Annotated in this window: 9 protein-coding genes; all 9 read right to left on the reverse strand. The window is 42.5% G+C overall.

Features of this window, described 5'->3' with window-relative positions; genetic code table 11:
• Nucleotide 1 precedes the first annotated feature (1 nt).
• The 9 genes from HMPREF1212_RS25440 to HMPREF1212_RS25480 all read right to left on the reverse strand — a co-directional run bounded on the left by HMPREF1212_RS25440 (nucleotide 2) and on the right by HMPREF1212_RS25480 (nucleotide 18,814).
• Complete coding sequence (locus HMPREF1212_RS25440; RefSeq protein ID WP_046151648.1) at nucleotides 2-604, reverse strand: putative polyvalent protein kinase domain-containing protein; 603 nt, start codon at nucleotides 602-604, stop codon at nucleotides 2-4.
• A 205-nt stretch (nucleotides 605-809) separates the two neighbouring features.
• The gene (locus HMPREF1212_RS25445) at nucleotides 810-6,944 is read right to left on the reverse strand and encodes an InlB B-repeat-containing protein (RefSeq protein WP_082099995.1); all 6,135 of its coding nucleotides are present in this window, start codon (nucleotides 6,942-6,944) and stop codon (nucleotides 810-812) included.
• A gap of 1,131 nt (nucleotides 6,945-8,075) precedes the next feature.
• Nucleotides 8,076-9,416: an ATP-binding protein gene (locus tag HMPREF1212_RS25450; protein ID WP_046151650.1), complete on the reverse strand. Its 1,341-nt coding sequence runs from the start codon at nucleotides 9,414-9,416 to the stop codon at nucleotides 8,076-8,078.
• Nucleotides 9,417-9,729: 313 nt separating this feature from the next.
• Complete coding sequence (locus HMPREF1212_RS25455; RefSeq protein ID WP_046151651.1) at nucleotides 9,730-11,508, reverse strand: RagB/SusD family nutrient uptake outer membrane protein; 1,779 nt, start codon at nucleotides 11,506-11,508, stop codon at nucleotides 9,730-9,732.
• Between the two features lie 15 nt (nucleotides 11,509-11,523).
• Entirely contained in the window at nucleotides 11,524-14,556 is a 3,033-nt protein-coding gene (locus HMPREF1212_RS25460; RefSeq protein ID WP_046151652.1) for a SusC/RagA family TonB-linked outer membrane protein, read from the reverse strand.
• Between the two features lie 443 nt (nucleotides 14,557-14,999).
• Nucleotides 15,000-15,896, reverse strand: a complete 897-nt coding sequence (miaA, locus tag HMPREF1212_RS25465; RefSeq protein ID WP_046151653.1) for a tRNA (adenosine(37)-N6)-dimethylallyltransferase MiaA — start codon at nucleotides 15,894-15,896, stop codon at nucleotides 15,000-15,002.
• 3 nt (nucleotides 15,897-15,899) lie between these two features.
• Nucleotides 15,900-16,460: an IS1096 element passenger TnpR family protein gene (locus HMPREF1212_RS25470; RefSeq protein ID WP_028727023.1), complete on the reverse strand. Its 561-nt coding sequence runs from the start codon at nucleotides 16,458-16,460 to the stop codon at nucleotides 15,900-15,902.
• A gap of 163 nt (nucleotides 16,461-16,623) precedes the next feature.
• A complete protein-coding gene (lpxA, locus tag HMPREF1212_RS25475) occupies nucleotides 16,624-17,409 on the reverse strand; it encodes an acyl-ACP--UDP-N-acetylglucosamine O-acyltransferase (protein ID WP_046151654.1) in 786 nt (261 codons plus the stop codon).
• 19 nt (nucleotides 17,410-17,428) lie between these two features.
• Nucleotides 17,429-18,814, reverse strand: a complete 1,386-nt coding sequence (locus HMPREF1212_RS25480) for a bifunctional UDP-3-O-[3-hydroxymyristoyl] N-acetylglucosamine deacetylase/3-hydroxyacyl-ACP dehydratase (protein WP_046151655.1) — start codon at nucleotides 18,812-18,814, stop codon at nucleotides 17,429-17,431.
• Nucleotide 18,815: the final 1 nt, after the last annotated feature.

Raw genomic sequence — 18,815 nt, forward strand, 5'->3', positions numbered from 1 at the left:
ATCAGTGGGGGGCGTTCGTTTTTAGTCTAATTTGGGTATCTATGAAGTATAGCTTATTATCAATCCCATAGAGCACATTGTTTGGGACAGCATCAAATATTTCATACTCTTTATTATGGAATTCATCAGCATAGTCCATCGTAAAACCTAATGCTTTCATATAAGTCGCGATCTCATCTTCTGTCGCTTCCCGGCTTGCTCTGACATATGGTTGAACCAGTACGGCACAGAATTCCTGCTGACTGTTATAAGTGAAGCCTATCATTTCATAGGGGATATTACTAAAAAACAGGTTGTGGGCTTCAATCCTTATAAAGAAGTTAGTTAGGTCGTCTCCTGCATAATCAAAGTTGTTAAGTTTGATAACAGAAGTAGTGCCATTAAAAAATACTTCATTCTCTCCACCTTTTGCCATATATGTAATGGTAGAATTGGGGAAGTCGAGCCATAGATTATTAGTTGTGGCAAACTGTTTTAGCTCTTTAACTTGCCTTCTCTTATAGCCCTCTGTCGGTTCAAGATCTCCTGCTGCTTCCTTACATCCTCCACAGATATAGGCTGCTTCTTCCAAGATTCGATTGACTGACGAGTGCTTTCTATCCATTCTTTGTGAAATTCATTAATATAGGTATTGTCCATATACTTACTTTATATATCTTGATAGGCAAATATAGTGATAATTTAGCAATATCCTAGTTTGCAAGTATTAATAAATTACGCTGAAGTCCCGTGAGTTGAATAGATGAGTTTTTATGGGACTTCAGCGTAACTAGTCAAGGTTTTGGTGTTGTAGCCTGAATAGTATTGATTTATCTGACTATTACTTTAACAGTAATAGCTTTATCATGGTCTGCCAAACGAACCAGATATACGCCTTCGGATACAGGAATTTGCATCTTCTCTGTAAGCCGGCCATGATAGAAGATTCGTCCCATCATATCAGTAACCAGCGTTTCAATAGCGGCCATCGGTTCGATCATGATATAGCCATCGCAACCCAGAACACGGGTAGATGCTATCAGCTCGTCGATACCGGTTGCAACGCTGACGGTTACTTCGCATTCAGCATAATGTGTGTCGTCGGAAGCAGTAGCGGTGATGGTTGCTTTACCTGCTTTCAATGCTTTCACTGTTCCTTTCTTTACGGTGGCAACCGTTTCATCACTGCTCGACCAGGTGACAGATTGATCGGCTTCGGCCGGTTTCACAGAAGCTGTCAGCTTAAACTCTTCGCCTACGGCCAGAGTTTTAGAAGATGAATCGAGTACGACGCCGGTAATTGTTACAACACCCGGTTCGTCATCGCCGCCATCATCATCGCCGCCCGGGGTAGACTTCTGAGTAAAGGTTACTTTTACTTCTACATTGCCCGCATCGCCTACGGTATAGACTCCTTCTGTGTTCGTTGCACCGGTGACAGATACTGTTGAGGTGTAGTTGCTGTTCGGAGATGCTGTGACCGTAATCTTATCATCTTTTGTTACTGTTGCACCGGAAGCTACTTCCTGGTCGTTCAGTTTCATCGTAACAGTTCCGCCATCCGGATTTGTAACGGTGAGGTTGAGTGTACGAAGCGTTAAACCTTTTACTTCAGTAACGATTACTGAGGTAGAGAGACCATCGGTTAACTCCTCGTAATTCGTACTTGTCGGAACGAATTTGATGGGCTGATTATTCTGTGTTCCTGCCGTTGTTATCGGAGTGTTCTTTGTATCCGTATTCCATTCAAAAGTTCCGTCGGCATCGGCTGTACCGGTAATGACGGATTGTGCCAATGATTGTCCTTGCAGGATAGAGGAAGCAGCCGTAACAGTGGCTGTCACCTTTTTCGGTTTGATGGTAAACGTTCCGATGTTTTTATCGGTAACCGCTTTATAGTTGGCATTTTCTGGATAATTACCTATAATATTGTATTCACCTGCATCGGTTGGATTCTGGATTATCTGATTACCTTGTTTGAATGTAATCTGCCAGTCTGCACCACCGGTGATAGTTGGAACTTGTATGCTACCGTTGTAGGTTAGCTCACCACTGATGTTTGGATCTCTAGGTTCTCCTTTAGGGGCAAAAGTAGCTGTTACGATATTATCGCCTGTGCCTAGCGTTAGAGTAACTTCATTACCTACTGTCTCGTTCCCTCCACTAACCGTCCAGGTTACATTTGCAGAAGCATTTACTCCGGGGATAGCTCTCAAACAAATCTTTTGTGTTGCGTAAAGATCGCCACTATTGAGCTTGCTATTTCCGTTCAGAATGATAATGGAACCTTCTCCTTGTTTTCTAATCTGAAGACTTCCTGCTGGTTCTGAGGTCTTAAGTAATGCGGAGCGAGTGGCTAAACTTTCCCACTCGAAAGAAACTTTTTTTGCTTCTCCTTTTCCTGTTGGAATGGAGAAAGTTATTGGTGCATAGTTTGGATTTGACGGGGTAAAGATAACATCCCGGATGGGATCAGAGTTTTCTCCACCACTCCATTCATATTTTCCACCATTAGCTTCTTCATTATTGGACAAATTCCCTTCCGTTGCTGTCGGAATAGCAACCCCCTTCATTTCCGCTTGAGTAATAACTAATCCACCGGAGATTGTCTTATTGATAGCTGCGTATGTATCATCGGCTTTACGGTTGATTGTTACATTGTATGAACCTACATCTTTAGGTGTACCGCTGTAAGTAACCGTAAATCCGCCAATCCCGGCCGGCGTAGTCTTTACAACAAACGCTTTTTCCGTGCCACCGTAAACGTATGTTTGAGCTGTTTCATCGATTGTGATTGTTGCCAGTTTGCGCATGACCGCCTTTACAGTAGTTGCCGCTTTAACTGTGAAGCTACCACCGTTAGGTATTTCTTTGCCGTTGACAAGCAGAGTGAGGAGTTTGTAACCATCAGCAGGGGTAACAGTTGCTTTCATCATTTGTCCATAATCTACATTTCCAGATGTAAAATTTCCACTTTGACCTTTTGTTAAAGTGATGGAACCTTCGTTTGATGGAATAGATGATTTAACCTCGAACTGCTGTATATTAAACTCTGCTGTAATAATTGCATTTGCTGTTACGGAGATAGAGCCGTTTGTTATTTCTGTACTGTTATTCTTCAAAGAGTTTGCTTGCAGTTGATATCCTTCGTCAGCAACAGCCAAAACACTTACTGTTGAATTTGCTGTAACAGAAGAGCCTGCGGCAATTGCATTACCTTTATCGTCGAACAGTAATATCTTGCCATGTTCGGGAGAAGTTACTTGAACACTGTATTCCTGTGGTGGCAATGCTTTGAATTTAGCTGTAATAGTAAAATCTTTATCAACCGTAACGGCATCCTTACTGATTACTTTTCCTCCTGTACATGAAAGAGATTCTAAGACATAACCACTGCTAGGAATAGCTTGTACGACTATTTCTTTTCCTTGTTGTACAGTGACAGAACCACCGTAATCAGTTTTGCCGTTCACGGAAATACTTCCGTTGCCGCCATCGACCCTTAGCGTTACAGTCTGTTGGATTGCTTCAAATTCTGCCGTAATTACCTTATCCTCGGTAACAGTCATTTTACCGGCTAAAGAACCTGCTTTCAGCTGATAGCCGGCATCCGGTGTGTTTGTCAGGGTTAATTCTGTTCCTTCTGCATAACGGTTATTGATATTTCCGTTTGTAATTGAGACTTTACCGTTCTGACATACTCCGGTCGTCACAGTATAATACTGTTTGGCTTCGATAGATACTTCGCACTCAGTGATAGCATACTTTATCAGGTCGGAAGGTGTAAAGAGTACTTTATAGTTGTTGTTTCCTGCTTTAATTACTTCTGCCGGATTGTTCCAACTGAACGTACCCGCAACTGCTACATTATTATATTGAGCAACTCCTTTAACAAGGAGTACCGACGATAAAGTCTGTCCTGCTTCAAGCATATTCACTTTTATCTCCGGGATAGTTGCTATTGTAGGAACAAAAGCATCTATTTTCCAGATAGTTTTCTTATTATCTCCCTGGTTCGTATGTTTCGTCCATCCGCTATTGGCTGGAGCAACAACGTAGGAAAGCGGAGCATCTGCCAAATCAGAATAGATTGCAACTGCTTCACCGAACGAACTGTTAGAGAAGGTAAATATCGGTTCACTGGTTACATTTTGTCCTTTATCAACATTTACACCAGCTTTCCAACCATTGCCACTGGTTGTCAGATTAGTAGCGGTTACTTTCGAACCGTTTACCGTCAGTCCGACACTGGCGTTGTTACGGGATATAATGTTTTCCAGTATTACGCCGGTAACTCCGGTTACATTAATACCGCTGCGGAAAGCTTTTTCTACGGTTAGATTACGGATTACGGCGTCATTGGATGTTATATCCAAAAGATGCTTAAGAGCCGTTCCTCCACCTGACGTATATGTTCCGGACAGTGTATATCCATTTCCTTCCAGTGTAATCGCTTTTTTTATTTCAATCGGAAGATCGCTTTCTGTAATGCCGGTTATATCATTGCTTAAATGGATTGTGCTGCCATCAGAAGCACTGGCTATAGCAGATTTTAATGAGGCCAGGTCTTTTACCTGAGAGATTACCTTGCCATTATCATCTACGAATTTTCCATTTTTATCTACCTGATACAGTTTCAATACATTTCCTGCATTAACAGAATAAGCAGTACCGTTGATGGTTAAAGCATCATACTGTTGATTGATATCGCGACGGAAAGTAGTTACCAGATACTTTTCTCCTTCTTTGGCTTTCAGTTCGCAGTTTGTTAACACTATTGTGTTTTGCGATGGAGTCGATGCATCATCCCCCTTAAAGTCGGCATCATGCCATCCTAACTGAATAACGGAAGCATGTATTTTACTGTTTATGCTGGCAATATTATTTTCTGCATAGGTAGCAAACAGCTTGCTGCCGCTGAAGTTAAGCGTATTCCCATAAGAACGAACACATAAAGCAGACATTTGCTTTTCTGCATCTTTCCCATTATCGATACCTGGCACTGTTTCTATCGTACAATTCGTAAACTCTCCCTTTACGCCATTGTATTTCTCCTGTAGGACAATCGTACCATAACTTTCGCCTTCTCCGTTAGCTATTGTTTTTCCGATGAAGGTGGTTCCCGTTGCTGTAATAGATGTTCCGGTGGGATCTAAATATCCTCCTAAGTTGCCAGCAGATGTCATAATTGCAGCGCGGCCGGTTATGGAGCCGCCATTTATTGTTACTTTTTGGTTCTTTTCGCGTAGCCCTAATCCGTAATAATAAACATCGATATCCGTATTCTTCATTGTTAATTCCGCTCCGGCAGATTCCATACGGACACCGACTGCGGCTGTTTGTCCTTTCAATGTACCTCCTGATATTTTACAGTCGGTAAGATTCACTTTTCCTGTACCATTACCGGTAATACCGATGATACCATGCCCAAAATTATTATTATTCCCTTCTAATGTAAGACCTTTAGCGGTAAGAGTAGCTGTTTCACCTTGTTTCGGATTAACTTCGATATGACCTTTGATAGTTGTCTTATCTTTGCCAGCACCTTCTATTGTCAGGGATTTATCGAGAGTGAATGTTTGAGGTAATTCGAAAGTACCTTCGGGGAAGATTACTTGATCATTATCCGCAATTTTAGTATTACTTAGAAATGATTTAATATCTGAAGCAGCATTACCGACAACACTACCTTTGTCTAAAGTATAAATACATTCCTTATCACTATTCAAAGCTTCTGTATTTCCTTTAGAAACTAGGCCATTCCAATTATAAGAGAAAATATTATCATTTCCCATGATAACCTGATTATCGGTATTTGAATTATACTCAATTAAATAAGGAGTATTTTGACCAGTCGTTCTGATCCGTGAGTGGTCAAGTATCACTTTGTTTTTGTCTGCATACAGCTTTCCATCTGGGACATTATTAAATAAAATGGGCCACATATAAGCTTTAGCATCATTTCCGTATTCATTTGTTATTATTGAGTTTGTAACTGATAGATTACATCCTTGGCTGCCTTCAAACACAATGGCCCCAAAATTATCAGAAGTTCCACTATAAAGAGTCCTTCCTGATATTATCGAGTTGTTTTTTATTTGAATGTCATGATTATTATTGAATATATACAATCCTGCATATCCTTTTATCTCAGAATTATCAATTGTACATTTCATTTCATCTTCAGCAAATGTTATGCCGTAACCATGTTGAACAGAGATCACACTATTTATAATATCTATTGTTGCATTTGGGCTGTAAAAAGCAAGAGGACGGTTATGGTCACTTTTTCCAGAGTCTTCACTACCTATAATATTTGAGTTTTCCATTTTAAAGGTAACAGGACCTTTAGATCCGTCATTAAAACACCTTTGATATTTATCATTCAAATAAAAATCAGAGTTATTAATGGAAAGAGTACAATTGGTTGCTTCGGGATAGGCATAGATACAGCAATTACTAGTTGCTCCCCCATTATCTGTTCCTGGTTTATTATTAATGAAGCAACAATCTGAAATTGTTAGTTCGATACCACCAACAGGTATTTCTGCCTGAGCAGTACCTGCACTATGAGCTGTATTGCTATCATCTGCAGCCCGAACCATCTTCACATTTTTAATGGTTGTCGACCCTGCTTTTGTGATTTTTATTTTACCCGTCAGATAAGCATCTTGGCTCGATGTAGATTCCTGAGTCGGTTTGTTAGTCCCTAAACCAACCAGGTTTAATGGTTTACTAATGTCTATGTCATCAGTATATTCTCCGGTGGCCAAATATATTGTGCCGCCTTCACTAACCAGTGTTATAGCTTTTGCTATGGTCTTAACAGGACTAGCGTCGGTACCTGGATTGTTAGTATCGTTTCCGGAACTTCCATTTACATATATAGATGTTGAAGTTTCTGCCCACCCCATGTTTGTTACCACTAGAAATAGTGCAAATATTGTTAGTAATCTTATTTTCATTTCTTGTTATTTTAATATTAATACTGAGAAATTTTACCTCTTAGGCAAGAAGCCTTGCCTTTCCTTTTTTAATAGAGTATTGGTTCTTTCTGTAATTAGCCCATAAGCGACAGATTTAGGTATCCATCAATTCCCGGAGTGGATGTTATAAAAATAAAGAAGGCGTAGGAACTGTTGATATATCTATTGTTGAGGCCTTCGACTGCCCTTAGATCTGATATAAACAACAACCCACGCCCTTTATCTTGATATGTATAGACATATAAAATGCCTACGAGCATATATAACAAGAAAAGGAACGTGAGCGTTCTGTTGTCTATTATCCAGATCTAATGAAAGTGTCGAAGTTTCAACAATAGGATAATATCTTTAAAACGCTTCTCGTTATCAATAAGATGCACTGAACGGCAACGCTTCGCCGGAGTACAAGGGCAAAAGTAGAGAGAAGTGTTTGGAAATACAAATAAAAGAGAAAGTAAATGAGCTATTAATTGAAAATAAAGAATTAAGCTTTACGATTCTGTGTCAGACTTGGGATAGCTTAGCTCAAATCATACAACAAAAGTTTTTCAAAATAAATCCTTCAATCCTTCAGTATTGTGAATATATATCTGGTAATCATTGATATATGGCTGAAGGAAAGTTGCTTGGCTGAAGGAATTATCTTGATTTTTGAGTTTTTTTATTCATAAACGGTAGCTTCCAGTATTATGGAAAAGGCGAGTAGCCCCCGGCCGGTTATCTGTTTACATATTTTATTCTAACGCATGAGTGCAGAGCTTTTAGTTCAATTGTCTTTTCTTCTTTTCTGTTTGTCAACTGTCGAACGCTTGTACCACATCTGTCGGACGCTTGTTTCACAGTAGTCGAACAAGCGTTCGACAGCTGACAAACAATAAAAAGGTGCTAACTTTCACAATAAGAAGCCATTATCTATCCAACTATTATCTACTGGCCCTGACTTACCTTTTCTTGAAGGAATGAACTAAAACAGATGTTGATATTAGGCATGAATATGAAGCATTATTCTAAAAGTAGAACCGTTTCCTTCATGTTACTTATAAATCCTTCAGCCATAAATGTTATATAATCAGTTGTTTAGCGTATAGCTGAAGGATTGAAGGATTTATTTTAAAAAACTTTTGTTGATATGATCCTGGATAATTCTCCTACCAGGTAAAAGGGTAGATTAATTAACCGGAATTGTTTCCCCTGAACAGTCTTTACTTCATTGACCGAATAAGGTTGCGACCATACCCGGAAAGCAACGGTTTGGGAAGAGCGCTCCATAAAAGAATGAAGTGAGCGCAAGTGGGCATTATGCCCTGATTTTACTTCGATAGGAAATATTTTGGAATCCTGTACCCAAATATAATCGACTTCCGCGCTGGAATCATTTTGCCCCCTTACCCAGAAGTTCCGTTTCTGACTTACTTTGTTAGTTAGTGTCAGTAACTCTTGTGCAACAACTTGTTCAGCGATCATCCCTCGCCAAGCATCCATAATGTCGCTGGCTCCTAATACTTGTTTTTGTATCTGGGCAGCATAGTTAACCAACCCGGTATCTAGCCAGACCAGTTTAGGCGTACGTTTAATTTCAGATGTAGCCGGTACATCTGTTGCTGTTGTCGGATAGACTAATTCCAGTAACATCGCTTTTTCTAATAACCGGAATGCTTCTCCTACTTCGCGTGCTTTGTAGGATGACCCGGCAAAACCACCCAATGTAATACTTTGTCCTGCCTTATGCCAACCTTCTTTCAAAATAAAACGTACGACATCCGGTAAGAGTTTCCCTGTCGTGTATTTTTCTACATCATCTCTGTATCCTTGCAACAGTGTTTCATAAATGTTGTTGAGAGATAAAATATCCCTTCTTTCGGCATATAGTTGTATTACTTCCGGCATCCCGCCGATCAAAGTATAAATATTGAATAAATTCATCAATCGTTCATGGAACGCAGATGTAACTTCCGGTTGTGCCAGTACTGGTAATAATGTTTCTTCGTGGATGGCTTGCAGGAACTCTCGGAAAGAACAAGGGCGTAATGCCAGATATTGAACGCGTCCTACCGGAAAAGAGCTGTGTATGTCTACTATGTTTTCTAATAAAGAACCTGCTGCTATTACATATATATTGGGTAGCTCTTCATAAAAATAGCGTAACAGCGAGATTGCTTTTGCCGAGTTTTGTATTTCATCGATAAAGAGTAGCGTACGTCCTTCTTTGCGTACGACTCCGCAATGAGCAAACAAAAGAGGCATTAAGTCTTTTAAAGGAACAGGCAAATCGAATAACCTGGACGCTTCCTGCTTTTCCAGATTTAATGGTAAATAATTGTCGAACTGTCTGCCGAATTCGTTTACAACAGTAGTTTTACCTACTTGCCTTGCTCCACGCAGGATAAGTGGCTTTCGGTGGCTGTCTGTTGCCCATTCTTCCAGGTTTGTTAAGATATCTCTTTTGAACATGATTGTCTATCTGGTTGGTATACAGATGCAAATATACTTATTTGTTTCAAACCGGAGGCAAGTTTGAGCTGAATTTGTTTCAAACCGGAGGCAAAATGGCTGATTTTTTGTTTCAAACCGGAGGCAAGTTGGTTTTTTAGTAAACAGATTCGTCTTTCGTCAAGAGTAGAACTTCTTTCTAATTGAATAGTTACGCTGAAGTTCCATATAAGAATATTATTTATTCAAAACACGGAGCTTCAGCGTAATTCGTTGAGATGTAATCACTTTACGTTGAAAAGTGATTTTCTCGTTCGAGTCTTTATCATATAATTTAGTTCAGTATCACACCACTGTTATTCGTTGGGTTTTGTGTCAACGTGCTACCACTTGGGTAGGAGTTAATGGCGTCCTGCGAGATATAGAACGTAACGCGGTAGTCGGTAGCCGGTATATCTTTCGTTGCTTCGTGAGGACCGGGATAACGGCGGTACAATGTATCGCCGTTGCGGAATACATCAAAACTGCGTTCGGCCTGATAAGCCAATTCAAGTTGACGCTCTTTGTCAATCAACGTGGAGGCATTGTTTGCATCCAGAGATGAATAACCGGCACCGGGGATAGAACGCTCGCGGATAGTGTTCAGATCGGCTAATGCTTCACTGTAACGTCCTAGCTTAGCATATGCCTCCGCACGGTTAAGATAGATTTCGCCCAAACGGGAGATGATTGGAGAATGAAGATGTGAGTCTTCACCTTCGCGCGAACATTTTGTGATATAAAACTCGGGATAAACACGGTTTAACGACATCTGATAGTCGATAACACCTGTGTAGGTTTCTCCGTCAGAATAAGATATCGAGTAGATTTGCTGTGCTTCGTCTACTACAGTCATCGGATAAGTTTTTTCTTCTCCTTCAACAACTTCCGTACAGCTGTATTGGTTGCCGTTCTTGTTTAAAGTTGCTTGCACGTAGTTGAAGTTTGTGTGTTCACCACTTGCGTTGTATACTTTCTTGATAAAGCGGAAAACTTCTGTGTATTTGCCGTTATCATCAATCACATACTGTGGCTCAATGAAGTTTGCACGTGCATCTACAATCTTCTTCCGGTCAGGACGCCAGTCGTTGCGGCCTGTTTCGTTCAGCAAGTCAATATATTTGGCACTGGCGAACATTTCGCCCCAACCCATACCGCCGATATTGGCATACATACCACCGATGCCGTAATAATGGTCGAAGCCGGAGAATTCGGAAGCTACCCGTTTTACAACGAAGATAGACTCTTTATTGTTTTCCGGTGTATAGGTGTTGTAGTTCATAAACTCGTTATGTGGTAACAACTGATAAACACCGGAGTTGATTACTTGCGTAGCATAGTAAACAGCCGAGTCTGCATATTGTGTGTTAGGATTTGAATAAGTACCGCTCATATATAAATATACGCGTGACAACATGGCTTGAGCAGCTCCGATGGATGCGTAGGCCGGACCTTCGTTGATAGTCAGCATGCTTTCTGCTTTGCGCAAGTCGGCAATAGCTTGTGCATAACTTTCTTCAACCGTTGAACGGTCTGGTAATTGCAAATTCTCAAGATCATCTGGTGTTCCGTTGACGATAGGTACCCCCAGATTTTTATTTGGCGCTTGATAATAAGGGCGGGAGTAGGCACGAGTAAGGTAGAAATACATCATACCTCTGATATAGTAGCATTCGCCCAACTTGTTGTCTATGTCTTCGCTTTGTCCTTCTTCAATCATTTTGATGATGTTGGAAGTCTGGGCTATGGCTTTGTAGCCTGAATTCCAGAAGGCATCCAGTCGATAATTCTCGGCAGTACGAGAGAAAGAGATGAATTCGTAGAATGCATCCGTGGATGAGCCTCGAATCATCATATTGTCGCCCGCATATTCACCGAGGCGGTGCATCGGGTCAGACCATGTTTTCAATTGGGCATAGGCGCCACGCACTAAGCCGTCGAGTGCTTTATTCGGGTCCGAAGTTATGTCTTCGGCCGCCATGCTTCCATTAGGCAATCGTTCGATATCGCAGGAAGTCAACAGTGTTCCTATGCAAACAGTTGCCAGAAAGAATTTCTTTATATTAGTTTTCATATTTAATTAGCTAGTTTAGAATGTTAAATTAAGACCGAACATGAATTTGCGTGTAGACGGATAAACTGAAGGACCGGCAGAGCCGATAACAGAAATTGTTCCGTCGTCATTGGCTTTAGCTGGTATTTCCGGATCTACACCCGAATAACCGGTGACTGTGAACAGGTTTTCACCAGCAAAGAAGATGCGCATATTCTGGATGTAATACTTGGGCAGACTTAGGTTATAGCCAATAGTAAGCGAACGCAGTTTCAGATAATCGCTATCTTCCAGATAACGGCTGGAAGGGCTGTTTGCTTTTGATTGATTATTATAAGATGGAACAGGATGTGTTGCGATATCGCCAGGTTTTTCCCAACGATTCCATCCATCTTTCAATTTCATCTGGTTGCGGTCGGTGTAAGTACCGTCAGCATCATATTCTTGACGGGAATAGTTATAGATCTTACCACCGAGAGAGAAACCGAATACGGCATTCAGATCAATGTTTCTCCAGCTTAATGAGGTGCTGAATCCACCAAACAGTTTCGGTGTAGATGGTTTGCTGATCACAAGGTCGGCCTTTGTGTAATCATCTGTTATGACACGGCTGCCGTCTTCTGCGGTAGTGTACCATTGCGGAGCTCCGTTTTCCGGGTTTACGCCAGCCCATTCTTTTACATAGAATGCGTCACTGCTATAGCCTACCTTCAGAATTTTCGATGCTTCACCGGCAATACCGATACCACCGCCAATAATGACTTCCATATTCGGATCGTCTCCATACAGCTTTTCTACTGTATTCTTGTTGTGTCCCACGTTGGCTTCGAGGCTCCAGCTCCAGTCTTTAGTGCGGATAATGTCACCACCTATAGTAAGTTCGATACCTTTGTTACTGATTTCACCAATATTTTGCCAACGACTGGTTACACCTGTAAGACCAGATAGCGGGGTCTTGTAAAGTACGTCTGTCGTGTACTTATTATAGTAATCGAATACGATGCGCAGGCGGTTATTAAACAAGTTGGCATCCACGCCGATACCGAATGTGGCTGTTTCTTCCCAAGTTAAGTTCGGATTGCCGACTTGGCTGATCAATGTACCCGGTATGCCATCATAGTTGGCTGAAATTGAATAAAGGGCATATTGCGGATAATAATCACCCGGGCGGTTACCCATGATACCGTATGAAGCACGAACTTTGAGTGCGTCTACCCATTTTGCATTGAACCAATGTTCACGACTGATATTCCAGCCACCACTAACTGAATAGAAATTACCATAACGGGCGTCTGAACCGAAGTTGGATGCTCCGTCGCGACGAAGAGATAGCTCTGCCACATAACGGTTATCGTATGAGTAGTTTCCGCGGAAGAAGTAAGATTGAACTGCCGATTCAGTTAGGCTTCCTCCCACTTTTTCAGGTAAGGCAGTTACATCCAGCACCTCAAATCCAGGAGCGAACCCTGTTCCTATAGCCTTGATGGCTTTTCCTTGATAGTCTTTGAACTCGTAAGCCAATACGGCATCTACCGAGTGTTTGCCAAACATTTTGTTGAAGTTCAACAACTGGTTGGTATAGCGGCGGCTCGTATTGCTTTGGTATTCTTCGATACGACCATTTACGCCGGAGGCTCCATTGCTTCGCGGATCGCTATATGATTGATAATAATAATTTGTGTATTGGAAACTGTTTACTGAACGGAATGTCAACCAATCTGTAATCTTAATATCGAAATCCAAGTTACCAAGGAACTCGTAAGTCTTATAATCAGTATGATTGCCATACGAAAGATCGTTCAGGTAGTTTGTCTGCTGGCTGTTGACCCATCCTTGGTAACGGTCGGGAACCAATTCGCCGTTTTCTTTATAAGGACTGTCCCACGGAAACATGGAGTACATAGATGTAACGGAATACTGTGCATCCTCTACCGTACGCATTGCTCCTGAAACAGAAGGTTTAATAGTCAACCATTTGAATGGTTTATAGTTTGAACGATAGCGGAAGGTGTAGCGCGAATAGTCGTATCCTTTTACAGCTCCCTCTTCGTCGTAGTATCCGACAGAGAAGTATGAACTAAGCTGGTCGTTTCCTCCTGAGAGTGATATGTTATAATCTTGTGTAAAACCGGATTGTGTGGCCAGATCCCACCAATCAAAATTGGAGTTACGCAATTCCGAGTTCCAGCGAGGGAAAGCAACCATTTCCGGATTGTTGAAAGAGGCGTAGTAGTCATATAGTTCCGCTCCATTCATCATTTCCAGTTTCCCGTTGTTCAACGTGCTGATACCTAGTTTGGCAGAAGCGTTTATCTGTATCTTGCCGCTCTTGGCCGCTTTGGTTGTAATAAGGATAACACCGTTTGCCCCTTCCGAACCATAGATGGCGGTAGAAGCAGCATCTTTCAGGATAGTCATAGTTTCAATGTCCGAAGGATTCAGTAATCCGGCACCGTCTCCAACGATCACACCGTCGATTACCCAAAGTGGAGCTGTCGAACCACTTAATGTCGCTTTACCGCGTACCACAACTGCACCGCTTGAACCCGGCTGTCCGGAACCCGGGGCTACGTACACTCCTGATACCTTACCATTTAGCATGTTTTCAACTGAAGGGGTTGTAATGTCGGTCAGTTTCTCTTCTTTCAGGGTTTGCAAAGCACCCGTTAAACTTTCTTTTTTCTGAACGCCGTAACCAACGATAACAACTTCTTCCAAAGCTTGAGAATCTTCTTTCAGGTCGATCTTGATATTTGCCTGTCCGGTATAGGGAATCTCTTGTGTGATGTAACCGACGAAAGAAACCTGAATGATGTCTCCGCGTTTTAGGCCTTCTAAAACAACCTTACCGTCGGTATCGGATACATTGCCTGTTGTTGTCCCCTTCACGATCACAGATGCTCCGGTTACAGGGCCTAGGGCATCTTCCACAACACATGTCACTCTTCCCGTTTGTTGGGAAATACTGGTATTAGGCTCTGCCGGTGTAGTCCCGGCAAAAGTTGTTCCTGGGGAAGCTAATGTTCCCACCAGTAGAATAAAGCTAACTAAGTTTAATTTTTTTCGCATGGAAATTTAGATTAAAAATAATATTTGATGTTTAAATATTCCCTTCCCATGAACCAAAACGGTGTTTACCTTTTAGATTTGGCATTTAGGATTTATGTAAACCACAGTTCTTACGGAACTATGGCGAAACTCTTCCTTTAGATGGAATTTATCTTGCTAGAGCCAATGAATATTGAGTTGAGGGGAGAAATAGTAGGGCTTTTTCAGAGTTATAAATAAGAATGTGTTAAAAAACATTCCTCTTTATGTGTGTATTTTTTAATAATGAAACATGATTAAATAAATATTTCATATATTTGCCACAAATAAACCATAGTTCCGTAAGAACTTACTCCTGGATTATTATTTATTCACTAAAATATAAAATAGCTTTTAGCCTTTGGTGAAGGATGAAGGCAGAGATTTGGTATAAGTATGGATGTGTCAGATGTCGAAGTCTGGTTTTATAACTTTTTCTCGATAGAATTCAGGATCTCTGTTTCATCTTCCGGATGGAACCATTCAATCTCTTCGTCCCGTTTGAACCAGGTCATTTGTTTGCGGGCGTAAACGCGGGAGTTGCGTCTGATTTTTTCTACGGCAAAGTCAAGCGACCATTCTCCGTCGAAATAGTTGAACAGTTCTTTGTAGCCGACTGTGTTGAGTGAGTTAAGGTGGCGGTAAGGATATACTTTGCGGGCTTCTTCCAGTAATCCGTCGGCCATCATCTGGTCGACACGGCGGTTGATACGGTCGCATAACTCGTCACGATCGCGGGTCAATCCTATTTTGATGATTTTAAAGGGACGCTCTTTCTTTATATTGGTACGGAAAGAAGAATAAGGCTTTCCGGTCATGCGGCAGATTTCGACGGCATGGATTACCCGCTTGTAGTTCATGCGGTCTACTTCGTCGTAATGAACCGGATCTGCTTCCTTCAGTTCGGCAAGGATCTGCTCCAGGCCTTCGCGTTCGAACTGGGCGTAAATGGCTTCACGTATTTCGGGGGTAACGGTTGGAATGTCGTCGATCCCTTTGCATACGGCATCGATATACATCATGGAACCACCGGTCATGACAACCGTAGGGGTCGTCTGGTGAAGTGTGTTAAGCAGGGAGATAACGTCTTCTTCAAAGTTGCTGGCACTGTAATAGTCTGTCAGGTCGAGTGTGCCGACCATATAGTGTTTTACTCTTGCCATTTGCTCCGGGGTGGGGGCAGCTGTACCGATAGGCAGGTCTTTATATAGCTGACGGGAGTCGGAGGAAATGATAGGCGAACCGAAATGTTCTGCTATGCGCAGGCTCAGTTCCGTCTTTCCGACTCCTGTCGGCCCTAGTAATATGACAAGGGAATTCATTAATTAAAAACGCTCGTCGTCGTACGGATTTTCCATCGGCCCGTCGCCTAAGCCTTCGAAACCGCCTTTATCCAGTTCGTCGATGTCGTATTCAGAATCACCGTAGAAATCTTCACCGATATCAGTCGTCGCACTTTTAGCGTCAAACTCGTCGAAGTCGACAGTCTGAGTGGGAGGTAGACCGATCGATTTGCTGACAATTGCCTGGTCGAGGTCTTTACCCGGCTCAATTTCACGAAGTTCCATGAAGAAAGCGCGTTCGGTCATATAGTCGAAAACGAACATTAGTTTCTGGTGTTCGTCCTCAAGGAGTTCTTCCAGACGGGTATCACCCATTATATAATTATCCACTTCTGAAGTGGTGTCCATTTCAACCAATGTAATTTCCGTATTCTTGCTCCAGTCGTCGTCACAAATAAAGAAAGAGCACATTTGATCTTTCGTGTAACCAACCGAATCCAGGATGGCGTCGTGGAGATCGAGGAAGGTAGCTTCCGCGTCAATCTTGATCTCGCGTTTGAAGTCATCTACTTCGTCTGATAGAATGAGGAATCTAAATACCATAGTCTTTTTAGTTTTTTGTTGGTTCAAAAGTAGTAAAAAATATCAAAACCAACATATAACGATATAAAAAAAGAAGTTTGCAAATTGAGTAATGTAAAACAAAAGGGCTGTTAACCCCGCAAGGAGTTGACAGCCCTCTGAAATCGTTTGTTTTTCCTATCGTTTACTCGTCGATGGAACCTCTTACGATACCGCGTTCAGAAGTCTTGATAAAGTTGAGTATCAGATCTCTTTCTACGCTGGGTTCGTATTCTGTTTCGATCGCTTTCAATGCTTCCGTGTTGTTCAGTCCGCGGGTATATAATGTACGATAGATATCCTGGATGAGGAAGACCTGCTCGTTGGTAAATCCGCGGCGACGTAATCCTACGATATTGATACCGCAGTAAACGATCGGGTCGCGGCCGATCAGGGTATAAGGCGGAATGTCTTTTCCGATGCGGGAACCGCCCTGAACCATCACATGCTTGGATATGCGGGTGAACTGGTGAACCAGGCTGCCGCCGCTGACAATAGCAAAATCGTCAATCTCCACTTCTCCGGCTATCTGGGAAGCATTCCCGATGATGATATGATCTTTCAGTACGCAGTCGTGAGCGATATGAGAGTATGCCATGATCAGGCAATCGTTTCCGACTACGGTTTTACCCTTCGACGCTGTTCCACGGTTGATCGTAACGCACTCGCGGATAGTGGTATTGTTACCTACTTCTGCGGTTGTTTGCTCTCCGTTGAACTTCAGGTCTTGTGGAATACCGGCAATTACAGCTCCCGGGAAGATGGAACAACCGTTTCCTATTCTGGCCCCGTCGAGAATGACTGCGTGTGAATAAATGTGACAATTGTCGCCTATTACTACATCCTTTTCAATCACTGCAAAAGGATCTATCGTTACATTCTGACCGATCTTTGCTTCGGGATGTACGACTGCTAAAGGGGATTGATTCATTGCCTTCTTCTTTCTATTATTATTTATTTTTGATAATCTGAGCCATAAATTCAGCTTCGCAAACCAACTTGTCGCCCACGAAGATGTAACCCTTCATAGTGGAGATACCGCGGCGGATAGGAGCCAGCAGTTCCAGACGCAGGATCAATGTATCTCCCGGCACTACCTTCTGGCGGAACTTCACGCCATCTATCTTCATGAAATAAGTAGAATAACGTTCCGGTTCGTCAACAGAATTCAATACAAGCAAACCACCTGTCTGTGCCATTGCTTCAACCAGCAGTACGCCCGGTGTAACGGGTTCCTGGGGGAAGTGTCCGGTAAAGAACGGTTCGTTCGTTGTGATATTTTTAATTCCGACGATATAGTCACCGCCAATCTCGATGATCTTATCGACCAGCAGGAACGGATAACGGTGGGGAAGCAGTTCGCGGATACGGTTAATATCCATGATCGGTTCTGCATTCGGATCGTAGATCGGAGCCTGTACTTCGTTTAATTTGATGTCTTTGCGGATCATACGCGCCAACTGGTTGTTGATCTTATGACCCGGGCGGGTGGCAATGATGCGTCCGCGGATAGGTTTGCCGATCAAAGCCAGGTCACCCAGCACGTCGATCAGTTTGTGGCGTGCCGGCTCGTTGTCGAATACCAACGGTTTGTTGTTGATATAGCCCAACTCGTGCACGTCTTTATGAGGAATGCCCAGTTCGTCAGCCAGTTTGTCCAACGTTTCCTGCGGCATCTTCTGGTCGTAGATAACGATTGCATTGTCGAGGTCGCCTCCTTTGATCAGGTTGTTCTGACGGAGCATTTCCACTTCGCGGACAAAGACAAATGTACGTGAAGCAGCCAGTTCGGTCGGGAACTCGCTCAGGTCGTTCAGGGTGGCGAACTGATTGGACAATACAGGAGAGTCGAAGGAGATCAGTACGTTTACACTGAACTTTTCGTCCGGAAGGATGATAAGTGAAGAACCTGTCTCTTCGTCTTTTACTTCGATCTTATGTTTTACGATGTAATAATCTTTCGGCGCGTTCTGTTCAACGATGCCGGCTTTCTGAATTTCTTCGGTGAAGAAACGTGAGCTACCGTCCAGGATAGGGAATTCGGGAGCGTTTACTTCGATCAGGCAGTTGTCGATTTCGTAGGCATATAAAGCTGCCATTGCGTGTTCAACAGTGCTGATCTGGATACCGTTCTTAGAGAGAACAGTGCCTCGTTGTGTACTGGCCACGTTTTCTGCCAGTGCATCGATAACAGGTTGTCCTTCCAGGTCAACACGTTTAATTTTGTACCCGTGGTTTTCCTGTGCCGGATTGAACGTTATCTGGATATCCAGTCCGGTATGCAAGCCTTTACCTTGCATCGAGAAACTCTTGGCTAGCGTCTTTTGTTTCTGCATA

This window comes from Parabacteroides sp. HGS0025 (assembly GCF_000969845.1).
GTDB lineage: Bacteria > Bacteroidota > Bacteroidia > Bacteroidales > Tannerellaceae > Parabacteroides > Parabacteroides gordonii.